This window comes from Dyadobacter sp. SRI_021 (assembly GCF_057586235.1).
Genome location: NZ_JBYCZM010000014.1, coordinates 118,844 through 132,676, shown reverse-complemented (window position 1 = coordinate 132,676; position 13,833 = coordinate 118,844). Strand labels below are relative to the sequence as shown.

At 49.6% G+C, this 13,833-nt stretch carries 10 protein-coding genes; 5 read left to right on the top strand and 5 right to left on the bottom strand.

Features of this window, described 5'->3' with window-relative positions; translation table 11 throughout:
* Positions 1 to 64 precede the first annotated feature (64 nt).
* Positions 65 to 304 (bottom strand): hypothetical protein, encoded by a 240-nt coding sequence (locus tag AC2YIT_RS29150; RefSeq protein ID WP_487281518.1) that lies wholly within the window; start codon positions 302 to 304, stop codon positions 65 to 67.
* Between the two features lie 256 nt (positions 305 to 560).
* Between AC2YIT_RS29150 and AC2YIT_RS29145 the strand changes: the two genes are divergently transcribed.
* Positions 561 to 938: a DUF2625 family protein gene (locus tag AC2YIT_RS29145; RefSeq protein ID WP_487281517.1), complete on the top strand. Its 378-nt coding sequence runs from the start codon at positions 561 to 563 to the stop codon at positions 936 to 938.
* A gap of 91 nt (positions 939 to 1,029) precedes the next feature.
* Here AC2YIT_RS29145 and AC2YIT_RS29140 read toward each other — a convergent pair whose 3' ends face one another.
* From AC2YIT_RS29140 to AC2YIT_RS29125, 4 genes are all read right to left on the bottom strand, one after another.
* Entirely contained in the window at positions 1,030 to 1,389 is a 360-nt protein-coding gene (locus tag AC2YIT_RS29140) for a helix-turn-helix domain-containing protein (protein WP_487281516.1), read from the bottom strand.
* A 1-nt stretch (position 1,390) separates the two neighbouring features.
* Positions 1,391 to 1,594 carry a hypothetical protein gene (locus tag AC2YIT_RS29135; protein WP_487281515.1) on the bottom strand — a complete coding sequence of 68 codons (204 nt, stop codon included), beginning with the start codon at positions 1,592 to 1,594 and terminating at the stop codon, positions 1,391 to 1,393.
* Positions 1,595 to 2,005: 411 nt separating this feature from the next.
* Positions 2,006 to 4,489: a glutaminase family protein gene (locus AC2YIT_RS29130; protein WP_487281514.1), complete on the bottom strand. Its 2,484-nt coding sequence runs from the start codon at positions 4,487 to 4,489 to the stop codon at positions 2,006 to 2,008.
* Between the two features lie 40 nt (positions 4,490 to 4,529).
* A complete protein-coding gene (locus AC2YIT_RS29125; RefSeq protein ID WP_430844045.1) occupies positions 4,530 to 6,662 on the bottom strand; it encodes a protein-disulfide reductase DsbD family protein in 2,133 nt (710 codons plus the stop codon).
* Positions 6,663 to 6,857: 195 nt separating this feature from the next.
* Between AC2YIT_RS29125 and argB the strand changes: the two genes are divergently transcribed.
* The 4 genes from argB to AC2YIT_RS29105 all read left to right on the top strand — a co-directional run bounded on the left by argB (position 6,858) and on the right by AC2YIT_RS29105 (position 13,760).
* On the top strand, positions 6,858 to 7,646 hold the full coding sequence (gene argB / locus AC2YIT_RS29120) for an acetylglutamate kinase (protein ID WP_430844047.1): 789 nt from the start codon (positions 6,858 to 6,860) through the stop codon (positions 7,644 to 7,646).
* Between the two features lie 100 nt (positions 7,647 to 7,746).
* Complete coding sequence (locus AC2YIT_RS29115; protein ID WP_487281513.1) at positions 7,747 to 9,078, top strand: cytochrome c; 1,332 nt, start codon at positions 7,747 to 7,749, stop codon at positions 9,076 to 9,078.
* A 27-nt stretch (positions 9,079 to 9,105) separates the two neighbouring features.
* Entirely contained in the window at positions 9,106 to 12,435 is a 3,330-nt protein-coding gene (locus tag AC2YIT_RS29110; RefSeq protein WP_487281512.1) for a VCBS repeat-containing protein, read from the top strand.
* On the top strand, positions 12,423 to 13,760 hold the full coding sequence (locus AC2YIT_RS29105) for a vanadium-dependent haloperoxidase (protein WP_430844053.1): 1,338 nt from the start codon (positions 12,423 to 12,425) through the stop codon (positions 13,758 to 13,760). The genes AC2YIT_RS29110 and AC2YIT_RS29105 overlap by 13 nt, the downstream gene beginning before the upstream one ends.
* Positions 13,761 to 13,833 lie beyond the last annotated feature (73 nt).

The window sequence follows — 13,833 nt, the reverse complement described above, 5'->3', positions numbered from 1 at the left end:
TTATAGATGAAATTAAAAAAATCGGAAGGTGCCGCGCACCGTAAGACAATCGTGGGATGGTTCGTTACACCCTCACGCTTTCAATGCGTTGGATAAAGAACACCAGCTCCCGGAAAGTCATAAAAATGTCACTAACGCGCGGATTGTAGCCAGCCTCCTGTTGAAATGCCATTGCATCGCTGTAAATGCACCATAGATGGTCGAGCATTTCTGCAGGGCTGCCTACGTTCAAAAGTTCTTTTACTTGCCTGCCGTAAGCGAGGCATACCGAATCCTCGGATTCGGTTGTGTGTGATTTTATCATGTTGATAATGTGTTAGGATGAATGAAAATGCCCTGCATTAGGTGTCCTAACGCCATTATCAGCGTCCGGGGGACTTTCGAAACACCCACACCATAGCAGGGCAAAACATTGTAGCTTTTTCATGATTGATAATGTTTAAGGAGGGTATAAGTTGGGAAGCTACTTGGAGAAATGCAAAGTGAATCGATTGCAATTTTCAAACGGTAAGAATGCGCGAAAATTGGTATTTTTCGGTTTAACCTAAGCTTCGACCAATTTGAGAATCAAAATTTGTCTTACATCATTATTGATCATTACCCAAATGAATGCTTTCGGGCAACAAAAGCAGCGGTCAGTCGAAGCATTGATTAACAAGGAAGACCCAGGCTGGCCTTTGGTTTTGGAATGGATTGAAAAGGCGACAAACCCAGTTGAGCTATTACCAGTTGATAGCCTCCGTGCGCGGCAGGCACTGTACGATATTCAAGTTACGACCCGCTCGCCTATGGGAGCAATCGTATTCATGAGTGGCGGAATTTTGATTGATCATGGTTGGCTAGGCATCCTGGGTTCGGGAAGTGCAAGACCAAGCAGGGTACTACCCATCTGGCAAAGAACCATTCAACTTAAAGCTTCTAAGAGCAGTCCGGCATAGTCGCAGACGATGCAATTGGTGGAAGCTAGATGGCGAACGGATGTTTCGTTGTTGATTTCTAAACTTAAACTCCAGAAGCAAAATGAGCAGTTTAATTGACCGAAATCTTTGGAGCCGGATTACCCTGACTGGCAACTTTTCTCCTCTTGGGCTTAACTTCCGCTTGCATTTGCGCCGCTTCGGCTTTCATGATTTGTTCAATTGTTTCAAACTGAATAATCGGAGCCTTTCCGACGAGTAACGCGAGTTCAATCAATTTGGAAATCGTAAAGTTGAAATTGCCATTCAAAATCTGGGATACGTAGGAAGGAGAAACGTTCAATTTCTCTGCGACCTGTTTTTGGGTGAGGTTGTTCTCTTCCATGTAAGTTTTGAGCAGATTGAAAACCTCAATCTGAACATCTGTCAACCAATAGGTAGGGCTCCTTAAAAGATCCTCGCGGGTTTTCATATTAATATGTAGTTACTCCTTCTGAATGAATGTCATTTACCAGCTTTATGAGATATTTCAGATCGGCTTTCTGGTTATTCTTGCGGCCGCCGAGCAAGATTACTTTGCCAGTCTTTTCCAGTTTAATCAGGTAAAAGCGCAGATTCTTACTTTTAGCTTCGTAAAGTTGGAAAGGTAATTCTTTCGAGTGAATGAGGCGAAACATAGTCTTAGGCAGCATTTTCAGATCACACACCTTTTTCAGGATGTTGTAAAGCTTATCTACTTCGTTGGCTAAGGTAGACTAGGCGAAATCTCGTGTTCAAACTCGCCGATCTGGCACGATTTGTTGATGACAAGCTTATACAATTTAATTCTTGTAGGTCCGAGCCTGTCAGATAAACGGATGCTGAATTTTGACATAAAGTTAAGTTGTAACTTAATATTTGTCAAGCCTGGTATTCGGCTCGTATCAGCATGAGGCCTTGTGTGTGCTTACATTAATCTATTTTCAAATCACCAATGAGTAGCGTGTGGGAATAAGTGAGCAAACAGTTAAGTAGACGACAAGAAAAAAGGCCAGCAACTGTCGATTGACAACTCCTGACCCCATGACTTAATGACAAGAAGAAATGGCCTACTTCCACTTCTCTCCAAGCACCTTCATCCAATAACCCCCAATCACCGACCGCGCCCGAAACCCGACCGACTTCCCATTGGTGGTTTCATGCCAGTCCGATAGCGGAATGCGGTCTGTTGTCCCATTGACATACTTATAAACAGGCAGGATCAAAGCCTGGAAATCGTCGGGTTTGTCGGCCAGGGTAGCAGTCCAGACGATCCAGTCGGATTTGGAGTAGGTTTTGCGGCTGTCGAGCGGCAGGCCGAAAGGCTGTTGTTTGGTGAGGTAGTAAGCGATTTCTTTCTGGGCGACGGTTTTGGGAAATACATTTAAGCCGAGCAGCTTGTCCCAAACGAGGTTGTATTTCTGGCTCCATGTGCCTTTTTTGTCGAAGGTCAATGCGTAGTGATCTCCGTCGGCGGCTATTTGCATCCATTTTTGGGCGAAGTCTTTGGTTAATGCATTTACTTCGGCGGCTTCCTTCGCATCTCCAAGCTGCTCCGCGAGTTTGGCGTAGGAGGCTAGCCCCATGATGGCTTTAATGGACAAGTTGGTGTTGCGCGCTAAATGCCCGGCAAAATCGTCGGTGCAGAGCTGGTTGGCGGGATCAAAACCTTCTTTTTTCAGGTAATTGGCCCAGGTAGTGAGGGCTTTCCAATGTTTTTTGGCAAAATCGGTGTTGCGCTCGGCTCTGGTGATCGCGTAGGTAAGGATAAGCATATTGCCGGATTCTTCCACGGGCATGTTCTCGCCGTAGGTCTGCCCGTTTGCGAGCGGGTAAGTGCCCACGTCGTGCGCGGCGAAAGGTTTGGTCCATTTACCGCTTTCGGAATAGTGGAAAATGGGTTCCATCATGCCTTTGAGCAACGTCGGGTTATAGAGGAGGAATAATGGAGCCGATGGATAAGTGACATCGACTGTTCCGATGGAGCCGTTGCTGAAATTCTCTTTCGAGAAAAACAGCGGCGTGCCGGTTGGGTCGGCTACGAGCTTGTGTGCCGAAATGGCCTGGCGGTAGGCGAGTACGCAAAGTTCGGCATATTGCTTGCCGCCGGCAGTGAATGCATCGTCGTAGATCGCCTTGTCGGTATCTTCGCAGGTTTGGAGGATTTTGGCGAAATCAGCTTCTGCGCTTTTCAGTTCACCGGCGATGGTTTTGTTGCCGTCCTTGTTCCACCACGGGCGGAGGTTCTGGCCGAAATATTGTACCGAATAGCCATCATCATAAGCCAGTAATGCATGCAGCGATTTGCTCTCAGCTCCTACTTTTCCCGCATTCAATATTAAACCCATTGACTTGGTATCCGCAGGAGCGGCACCGGCCTGATCGACGCTAAGTGTGCCTTTGGAGGCAAACTCTTTAACAATATCTGTTGAGATCCCGATCGCAGAACCTTTCACTGTACTTTGTGGTGCGGAGAGATAGGCCTGCCCCCAGTCAATGCGGACGTCGTCGCCTTTTCTGGCTAGCGGATTTTGGACGGAATTAGCCAGAGATAATGTAGTCAAACCATCCTGGTTGGCTTCTTTGCCCAGTACCGACTGGCTGGCATCGTTGGTAGCCCAAAGGCCGGAGACTGAATGGAGAATACTCACATCGTGCTGTTTGCCGTCTGCTGATTTGACTTCATATACAACATAATTTACAGGACGAGATAACAAAGTCAGATCTCTCAAAATCAAAGGCGCCACAAAGCGGACGGTCAGTTTCACCGGACCTGCATCGAAACGGTAAATCGATTGCGTAGCCTTCAATTCCAAACCAGTTTGTTTTGCCGGAGCTACGGCTTCTGCACCTTTGGGGGCGATTTCATCTGCCAGGCCAATGTCGATATAGCCCGGTCCTGCACCATTTTTTACATAAGCGGCCAATGTGTTTTTGCCTTTTTTCAAAGCCTTCACGGCCGCTGGGCTCATCGGTTTGAATTCGTAATCGCTTGTGTAGCAGGGCGCGCAGTCGAATGCAGGCACGCCGTTGATGAAAACCTGCACGTCGTCGTCGTGGAAGATATTCAGGACAGGTTTTTCAAAATCGACGCTAGTAAGGTTGAAATCACGCCGGTACCAGAGCTCTTTTGGGAATTCTGTGCCGCCTTTGAGCATAGCATCGTTGCGCTCATGCGTACCGAATGGCGCGGGCCCCTGCTTCCAGGTGCTGATATTGTAGCCCTCTTTGAACCACCATTTGGGATCCGGCTTAGTGGTCGTGAATTTGGCGTTGTAAGCTTCCTGCTTGGCAGTCGGCAGGATGGTTTTCATTTCAGCGGTAGCAACCCCCATGAAGCGGTAGGCTTTGCCGTCGACACGGATGAGGCCGTCCATCGGATGGGGTTTGCCGGTCCAGTGTTTGGTGACGGAGCCAGCGAGCTCGTCGCCGAACGACCATACACTGGTGTAAGGGTCGATGGTTACCAGCGGCGTGGCTGGCGGCCGGATGGATTGGGCAAAAATCGTTGAAGTTGTGAGTAATGTCAGCGCGGTAAGCCAGCGTTTGGGCATAGTTTTGGTGGGTTAGGGGGTATGGGTCATGGTATGACGATCACTTCTTCGCAAACGCGGCCTTCCCGCTATCCAGAAACGAAGCAAACTTCACCGGATCCAAATCGTAATTTTTAGGAGTTACAAGCAAGTTGCCTTCATGATCCACGAGGCAGTAATGCGGCTGTGCATTATTGTTATACTTGACAATTTGCAGGTCAGCATTCTGGGCGCCGATGGTTTTCTTCACCTTGTTATCATATTTGGAAGTATACCATTGCGACTCGGGAAGTTCCGTTTTATCATCGACGTACAATGCGACGATCACGTAATCTTCGCGGAGGCGTTGCAGAACGGCGGGATCTACCCACACGCGGGCCTCCATTTCACGGCAGTTGACGCAGCCGTGACCTGTGAAATCGATGAAAACAGGTTTATTGACTTTTTTGGCATAAGCTAATGCTTCCTGGTAATCGAAGAAGCCTTCGAGCTCGTGGGGTAAATGGAAAAGGTCGGAGTACTTACGCGCTTCTCCGGAAAAGGCTGATGGCGTGGCAGCCGCAACGCTTCTTTTATTCAGGTCAAAGTCCAGTGTCGATTGCGGAGGCAGATAGCCAGCCAACGCCTTCAATGGAGCGCCCCACATGCCTGGGATCATGTACACAACAAATGTGAAGGTCACAATCGCTAGCAGCAGGCGCGGAACGCTCACTTTTTCAATAGGCGAATCGTGCGGCGTGCGGATCTTACCGAGCAGGTAGAAGCCCAGCAATGCGAAAATGACAATCCAGAATGCGAGGTATACTTCGCGGTCGAGCAAATGCCAGTGATAGACCTGGTCGGCAATGCTGAAAAACTTCAAAGCCAATGCCAGTTCAAGGAAACCGAGCACCACTTTCACGGTATTCAGCCAACCGCCTGATTTGGGCAGGGATTTCAGCCATTGCGGAAACAATGCAAAAGAGGTGAATGGGATCGCAAATGCAGCTGAGAATGCCGCCATGCCCACAATAGGCTTCACCACTTCGCCGCCCGCCGACGCTACCAGCAAGCTACCGACGATCGGGCCGGTGCAGGAAAAGGACACGAGCACTAATGTGAATGCCATAAAGAAAACGCCGGCATAGCCGCCCTGATCGGCTTTCTGGTCCATTTTATTCACAAAACCACTCGGCAGCACGATCTCGAAAAGGCCCAGGAACGACAGACCGAACGTAATGAATATCGCGAAAAACAGCAGGTTAGGAAGCCAGTGCGTGCTGAGGAAGTTGGCAAACGCCGGGCCATTCAGCCGCGAAACGACGGTACCAATTAATGTATAGATCAGAATAATAGATATACCATATACAAATGCCTTGAACTTGCCCTTTTCCTGGTTCGTGAAAAAGCTCACGGTCATCGGGATGATCGGGAAAACGCATGGGGTAAGCAACGCTAATAAGCCTGAAAGGAATGCGGCCAACGCAAAGCCGAGTAAGGAGCCGCCGGCAGGAGCCTCGGCCGCCGAAGCTTCGGCACCCGTAGTACCGGACGCAGATTTTTGGGTCGCTGCAACGGCCGAGCTATCACCTGTGGCAGGAATGTCTCCGGCCGAAACGGCTATCGATGTATCATTCGAGTTGGCGGAAGCAGCCGGCGCAGTAGTAGGTGTTAGGGCCGGTTTGTCTGCCGGTGTAGTGGCTCCAACAGTGGGCTGCTCAGTTGTGTTGGCAGCGGCGGCGACTTTCAATCCTTTAAACTCGAAATCTTCTCCTCCCGGAATGCAGAGCCCGCTCACATGGCTGCAAGTCTGGTATTCGGAAGTTCCCTTGATAACCGGATTGTCCGCAAGGATTTTGACTGTTTGTTTGAAAACACCCTTTCCTTCGAAATAACGCACATTACCCTGCCATACTTCTTCGAATTTGGTCTTCGGATTCTGTGGTTTCAGTTTGCCGACCACTTCAAAAGTATTGTTCTTTTCAAAGGTAAAAGTAGTCAGCATCGGGCCCAGGTCGGGGTCGAAGTCAGAGGAGTACATATACCAGTCCTTGTCGATGGTTGCGGTAAAAACCAGGTCGACAGTCTCACCTTTTTTAACTTCCGGTTTGGAAAATGAATAGGTCCAGTGTGCTTTAGCCTTCTGGACTTGCGCCTGCGCGAAGCCGGCTGCTAAAAGGCAAATGGTGAGAATGAGTATTATACCGCGTTTCATGTCGATGTTTTGGGGTAATGGCTTTGCCCGGGATACTGTCAGCGGACACCCGGCGATCAATCTACAATTTTGATAGAGCTTTCTTAACCAACGTAATTTTCACAAAAAAATTCATCAATTGAAATTCCCTTTTCAGCGATTCGCGTTTCTGCTACCTTTGTCGGCTCAAATCCAGATAAGTTAACAGTTATTAACATGTCCCAGACCTTATACGTAGTCAAGATCGGCGGTAATGTGATCGATAATCCCGAAGCATGTACCCGTTTCCTGAAAGCTTTTGCGCAACTCAACGCACCCAAAATCCTCGTCCACGGCGGGGGGAAGGTGGCGACACAGGTAGCGGCCAAGTTGCAGATCGAAACGCAGATGGTCGACGGTCGCCGCATTACCGACCAGCCGATGCTGGATGTGGTAACGATGGTCTACGGAGGATTGGTGAATAAAAACCTGGTGGTACAACTGCAAGCTGCCGGCTGCAATGCCATCGGTCTCACCGGCGCCGACGGGGGGATCATACGTTCGGTCAAGCGACCTGTCAAAACGATCGATTACGGATTTGTGGGCGATATTGAAGCCGTGAATGGAGCACAGATCAGCGCAATCCTGGCTAGCAGCCTCACACCGATCATCGCGCCATTGACATACAGCGCCGAAGGCCTCTTGCTCAATACAAATGCCGACACCATGGCCTCCGCGACAGCCGTAGCGATGTCGGAAGCATTTGAAGTTAATCTGATTTATTGTTTCGAGAAAAAGGGCGTGCTTTCCGACCCCGACGACGATGATGCGGTGATCAGCAAACTTATCCCGGCTACTTATGAAGAGTATAAGGCAACCGGTGCGATTAATAAAGGTATGATTCCGAAGCTCGATAATGCATTTGCGGCATTGAAGGCAGGTGTGAAGCAGGTGACGATTTGCCATGCGGATGAGCTGGCGAATGCGGTTTCCGGTGGGGCGGGGACGGCGATTGTATCTGATTAGTTACATATTAATTCTGGTCAATTTTATAGCCTAATTATTAAATTTTCTTAAAATTTAATTTAAAGTTCTTAAATTGCATGAGTTAAACCCACTCATTACCATGCTGTTTCGAAAAGGCCTTGTTCTGGTTTTTTTGCTGTTGTTGTGTGATTGGTGTGCAGGCCAGGCTCCCGAGTTTTATAAGGATGTACAACCGATTATTCACGCTAACTGTGTTCCGTGCCACCGCGCGGGCGAGGCAGCTCCGTTTCCGCTGGTGACGTTCGAGGACGTTACCAAACGCTCCAAGTTTATCAAACAGGTAGTCAGTTCGCGGTATATGCCCCCCTGGAAGGCCGATAACCATTATAATTCCTTCGCAAACGACCGCTCGCTGAGCGAAAAAGATATTAAAACGATCGTCGGGTGGATCGATGCCGGTACACCCAAAGGCAAGGCTAATGTAAAAGCCGAGCAGGAGCTGCAGGCGCGCCTCGATGCCGGAACGGCTTATAAACGCAAGCCGGATCTCAAACTCAGCATGAAAGACGCATTCACGCTGAAAGGCGATACGAAGGAGCGCTTTGTGATGTTCAAGATCCCATTTGAAATGGCGGAGGAGGCGAATGTAGAGGCGATCGAGTTTACTTCCAACAACAAAAAGCTCATCCACCACGCCAATTTCGCGATCCATCCCGTGCCCGATGCGTCGGTCGACCTATATAACACGGTCGATTTTGTAGATCTGAGCGGTCCGGAAGGTGACAAGTATTACGAATGGGTCAAATACAAAAAAGAAATGACCTACTATGGCGGCTGGATCCCCGGCACGACGGTGGAAGCCTACCCCGAAGATATGGGCTGGATAATGCCCAAGCGGGGCGTAGTGCTGCTCACGGTGCATTTCGGGCCCAGCTCGGTGGATGCGCAAAGCATCGACGGCCTGAATGTTTTCTTCAAAAAGACTCCTATTAAGCGTAAGGTAAAGGTGATCAGTCTTGGGTCTGGAGGTATTGGTGAAAAGGATATTACACCGCCGCTGATGATCTTCGCTAATGAGGTGAGCAGCTTCAAACTGCGTATTGCGAACAACCAGCCCGACATTTCACTGCTGTACGCCTGGCCTCACATGCACTATCTGGGGAAAGAGTTCAAGGCTTATGCGACGCTGGCTACAGGCGATACCGTCGGCCTTGTGCATGTGCCTGCGTGGGATTTCCGCTGGCAGGAGATTTACAAGTACAAAAAGCCGGTATTGCTGCCAAAAGGGGCCGTGGTGACGGTGGAGGCTACTTACGATAATACGGCAAGTAACCCCGCAAATCCGCACAACCCGCCGCAGTTGGTGATGTCAACGGGCAATATGCGGAGCGATCAGGAGATGATGACGCTCATCCTGATGTATGTCGACAGGCAACCTGGCGACGAGGAGCTTGTTTTCAAGTGGAATTGATTCTTACTGGTTTATAAACGGTATTGCATGGGTAAACTCTATTATCTGTTGTTTTTGCTGCCATTTTCCGTTTTCTCCCAACCTGTTTTCAAGAAATTGTCCCCGAAAGAAACTGGGGTGAATTTCATAAACCGGATCGAGGAGAACGATTCGCTGCACATTTTCCGGTATGAGTATCTCTACAACGGAAACGGGATCGGTGTGGGCGATTTCAATGGCGACGGCAAACCCGATTTGTTCATTTCCGGCAATACGGTTCCTAATAAGCTGTTCCTCAATCGTTCCCGGGAGGGAGGCATTGCATTTGAAGACGTCACCCGCAAAGCGAAGCTGGAAGGTAATGGTAAATGGGCAACAGGCGTGAGCGTCGCGGACGTAAATGGCGATGGCCTGGCGGATATCTACGTTTGCCACTCCGGGTTTTATCGGAAGCTGGCGGATAAGAACAATGAGCTGTTCATTAACCAGGGACTGAAAGGTGGTGTGCCGGTTTTTAAGGAAGTAGCGGTGGAGGCGGGTTTGAATGCGATCGGGTCGCAGTCGACGCAAGCTGCGTTTTTTGACTATGACAAAGACGGGGACCTGGACATGTTCCTGCTCAATCACTCCAATCACACTGTCAATCCGTTCCTGAATACCAGGGAAATGCGGGCAACACCGAACCCTTATTTCGGCAACCGGCTTTTCGAGAATGTCGGCGGAAAAGGAAAGTTGAAATTTCAGGATGTAACGCAAAAAGCGGGCATTATCAACAATGCCCTGAACTTCGGACTAAGCGTGGTGGTGGCGGATATCAACCAGGACAGTTGGCCGGACTTGTACACGACGAGCGATTACACGGAGGTGGATTGCTATTATGTCAACAACCGGAATGGTACGTTTACCGAGTCGTTGCGCAAGTCGTTTACGCACGTTTCGAAGTTCTCGATGGGGGCTGACGTGGCTGATTTCAATAACGACGGCCGTCCCGATGTACTGACGCTCGATATGCTGCCCGAGGACAATCATCGCCAGAAGTTGCTCAAAGGTCCGGACGTATACGATCAGTACCATTTGCTGCTCGACAGCGGATATTATCATCAAAATATGCGCAATATGCTGCATCTCAACCGTGGAGCCGATGAGGCAGGTAATGTGCGTTTCAGCGAAATAGGGCAGCTGGCAGGCGTAAGCAATACTGACTGGAGTTGGGCAGGCCTGATGGCCGATCTCGACAATGATGGCTGGAAGGATTTGCTCATTACCAACGGCTACTTGCGGGATTTTACCAATATGGATTTCCTGAAATACATCGTGGCCGACGAACAAATGAAGGAAGCTGCCAAAGGCAACCTGAATTTCAAAACCTATGATCTGGTGCAAAAAATGCCGTCCAACAAGCTCAGAAATTATTTATTCCGGAATACCGGCAAACCTGGAAGCTTTGGTTTTGAGGATGTTTCTGAAAAATGGGGCATGAATGAGCTGGCGGTTTCCAATGCGGCTGCATATGCGGATTTTGATGGTGATGGCGATTTGGACATGGTCATTTCGCATATTAACGACCCGGTTTCAATTTATCAGAATCAAACGAATAGGAAGGGCCTGACGCTCCGCCTGCTCGGCCAGAATGCCAACTCCAGGGCGTTCGGCGCGAAGGCGCGCGTGTACGCAGGAGGGATCATGCAATATGCCGAGCTCTATGCGGTGCGGGGGTACCAGTCGACGGTCACTACCGACCTGCATTTCGGCCTGGGTAATGCAGGAAATGCCGATTCAGTGAAAATAGAATGGCCTTCTGGAAAAACTACTTTCCTGGGCGCTCAAGCGGCCGGATTGCTGACGTTGAATGAAACGGAAAGTATTGACGCAAAGCCCAATGCGCCTGCCTCTGCTCCCTGGTTTCACAAAGTGGCTGCACAAACATCGGGGATCGATTTTGTGCACCAGGAGAATGATTTTGTGGATTTCAAAGTGGAGGTTTTATTGCCTTACCAGCTTTCGCGGCTGGGCCCGGCACTGGCAAAGGGTGACGTGAACGGTGACGGTCTCGATGACGTGTTTCTGGGGGGCGCCTCGCATCAATTCAGCGTGCTTTATATTCAAAAGCAGGATGGTACATTCGAAGGCGCTAGCGCCCAGCCATGGCGTCAGAACGTAATTTGTGAAGAAGTCAATGCATTGTTTTTCGATGCTGACCGCGATAGCGATCTCGATTTGTATGTGGTAAGCGGGGGGAATGAGTTCGACGAAAATGCCCCTGAATACCGGGATCACCTGTATTTGAATGACGGAAGGGGCGTTTTCAGGGAGGAAGTACTTGCGCTCCCGTCCATGCGTAACCCTAAACAATGCGTTGCGGCGGCGGATGTGGATGGTGACGGAGATCTAGATCTTTTCGTAGGAGGCCGCGCAGTGCCTGGCTCATTTCCCACACCCGCGAGGAGCTATTTGTTAAGGAATGATTCTCAGGGAATTAATGTGAAATTTACGGATATTACCGCTGGTGTGCCTGCGCTACTAAGCCCTGGTATGGTTACAGCAGCTGTTTTCACAGATCTAAATGCGGATAAAAAGCCGGATCTGCTGCTAGCAGGTGACTGGATGGCTGTAATGACTTTTAAAAATACGGGTGATACGTTTGAAAACCAGACAGTTGAAGAGCTGAAAAACTCCGATGGGATGTGGGCTGCCGTCGAAGCCGCAGACCTTGACGGTGACGGCGACGTCGATTTCATTCTCGGTAATGCAGGTGTAAATAACCAATACAAACCTACACCCGAACGCCCGGTAACGATCTACTACGACGATTTCGACAAGAACGGCGTGATAGACCCGGTTTGTACCTACTATATCGGCGAAAAGAGCTACCCCATGTTCTCCCGCGACGAGATGCTCGACCAGATGACTGCTTTGAAAAGGAAATACACGAACTACGCCGGTTATGCCGATGCTACCATTGAAGACGTTTTTGGCAAAGATGCCGTCGAAAAGAGCAAGAAAGTGTATTGCAAGGAACTGAGCAGCATTGTGTTGGAGAACCTGGGAAACTTCGGGTTCAAACGGCATGCGCTTCCTGAAACCGTTCAGTTTTCAAGAACGAGCAGCATTATTGCGCAGGATTTAAACAGCGATGGTAAAACGGATCTGGTCCTGGCAGGTAATTTTTTACCTTACCGGGTTCAGCTCGGGCCTTGCGATGCGTCGGTTGGGGTCGTGTTGAAGCAGACAGCGCCTTTTCAATTTGAGGTTCTTCAGCCCTCGGAAACCGGCTTGTGGGCAGGCGGCGACATCCGGAGTTCGGTTTTGTTAAATAATAAGCGTATATTGTTTACCGTTAATAACGACCAGCCCATCTTGCTCGAATGGAAAAAGTGATACGAAATAGGGCTCTCCAATGCTTCGTGTATGCATTATGCATGCTTACGGGTGTGTATGCACAACCGGGTACGGCCCTGCTGCACCGCGCAGAGCAGAATCTTACGCGGGTGATCGTGCACGACATATTTTCGCCGCCGGTGGCGAGCCGCATTTATCTTTATGCCAATGCGGCGGCTTATGAAACGCTGGTACTGGGCCATGAAGGTTATAAAAGCCTTTACGGGCAGGCTAACGGTTTCCCCAAAATAGAAGCTCCGCGCGATAAAGGCTGGGCTGCATCGGGGGATATTAATTATAAACTGGCTGCGTTGTATGCCTTTTTCAGGACTGGCGGGCGGCTTGTGTTTTCAGAACCGATGTTGAAAGACAGCATTGAGAGCATTCTGGCAAACTGTGGCGAGCGTGACGAGATCGTTTATCAAAATTCCCTGCGCCTGGGCGAAATGGTGAGCGATAGCATTCTGGCATGGTCGGCGCGCGATAATTATGCAGCCACGAGGAAAAAACGCAGGTACACATATAGCAAGGAAAGAGGAAAATGGACGCCTACGCCGCCCGGCTATATCGACGCCGTGGAGCCTTATTGGAGCCAGATCCGCCCCGTTGCGCTCGATTCGGCAGGGCAATTCAAGCCCGTTCCGCCTCCGGCGTTCAGTACCGAACCCTCGAGCGTGTTTATGCAGGAATTGAAAGAGGTTTATGACAAAACACGCGGTCTGAGCAGGGAAGAAATCCTGATTGCCAGTTTCTGGGATTGTAATCCGTTCTATCTTAATACACAGGGGCATTTGAACTTCGCAACGAAGAAACTTTCGCCAGGAGGCCACTGGATTTCAATTGCCGGGCAAGCCACCGAAAGCGTCGGGAAAAGCTGGATTGAATCCTCGGCCGTGTACCTGCTTACTTCTATCGCATTGTTCGACGGCTTTATCAGTTGCTGGGACGAAAAGTACCGCAGCCAGTTCATCAGGCCCGAAACGGTGATTAATGCCTATGTGGATGAAAAGTGGCGCCCCTTGCTTCAAACACCGCCATTTCCGGAGTATACCAGCGGGCACAGCGTGATATCAACAGCCGCTGCCGAAGTGCTGGAAGCGGAGCTGGGAAGAGGCTTCGCATTTGACGATGACACCGAGACACCTTACGGGTTGCCGGTGCGGCATTTCGCATCTTTCGCGGCGGCGGCTGAGGAAGCGGCGATCAGCAGGCTTTATGGAGGAATTCATTACCGCTCGGCCATCGCGAACGGACAAAAGCAGGGTAGAGGGGTTGGATTACAGGTTATTCAGAAAATACGGCTAAAAGATACAATAAGCAAATAGTCTATCACTATTGTATGTTAATTATTAATATTTTTTAATAAATGTTATATTTTTATTAACAAAAATATTTATT

Bases quoted from the DNA above. Each gene is read 5' to 3' on its own strand.
- AC2YIT_RS29125 (WP_430844045.1), bottom strand. From the start codon at position 6,662: ATGAAACGCGGTATAATACTCATTCTCACCATTTGCCTTTTAGCAGCC.
- AC2YIT_RS29150 (WP_487281518.1), bottom strand. From the start codon at position 304: ATGATAAAATCACACACAACCGAATCCGAGGATTCGGTATGCCTCGCT.
- AC2YIT_RS29105 (WP_430844053.1), top strand. From the start codon at position 12,423: ATGGAAAAAGTGATACGAAATAGGGCTCTCCAATGCTTCGTGTATGCA.
- AC2YIT_RS29115 (WP_487281513.1), top strand. From the start codon at position 7,747: ATGCTGTTTCGAAAAGGCCTTGTTCTGGTTTTTTTGCTGTTGTTGTGT.
- AC2YIT_RS29135 (WP_487281515.1), bottom strand. From the start codon at position 1,594: ATGTTTCGCCTCATTCACTCGAAAGAATTACCTTTCCAACTTTACGAA.
- argB (WP_430844047.1), top strand. From the start codon at position 6,858: ATGTCCCAGACCTTATACGTAGTCAAGATCGGCGGTAATGTGATCGAT.
- AC2YIT_RS29130 (WP_487281514.1), bottom strand. From the start codon at position 4,489: ATGCCCAAACGCTGGCTTACCGCGCTGACATTACTCACAACTTCAACG.
- AC2YIT_RS29140 (WP_487281516.1), bottom strand. From the start codon at position 1,389: ATGAAAACCCGCGAGGATCTTTTAAGGAGCCCTACCTATTGGTTGACA.
- AC2YIT_RS29110 (WP_487281512.1), top strand. From the start codon at position 9,106: ATGGGTAAACTCTATTATCTGTTGTTTTTGCTGCCATTTTCCGTTTTC.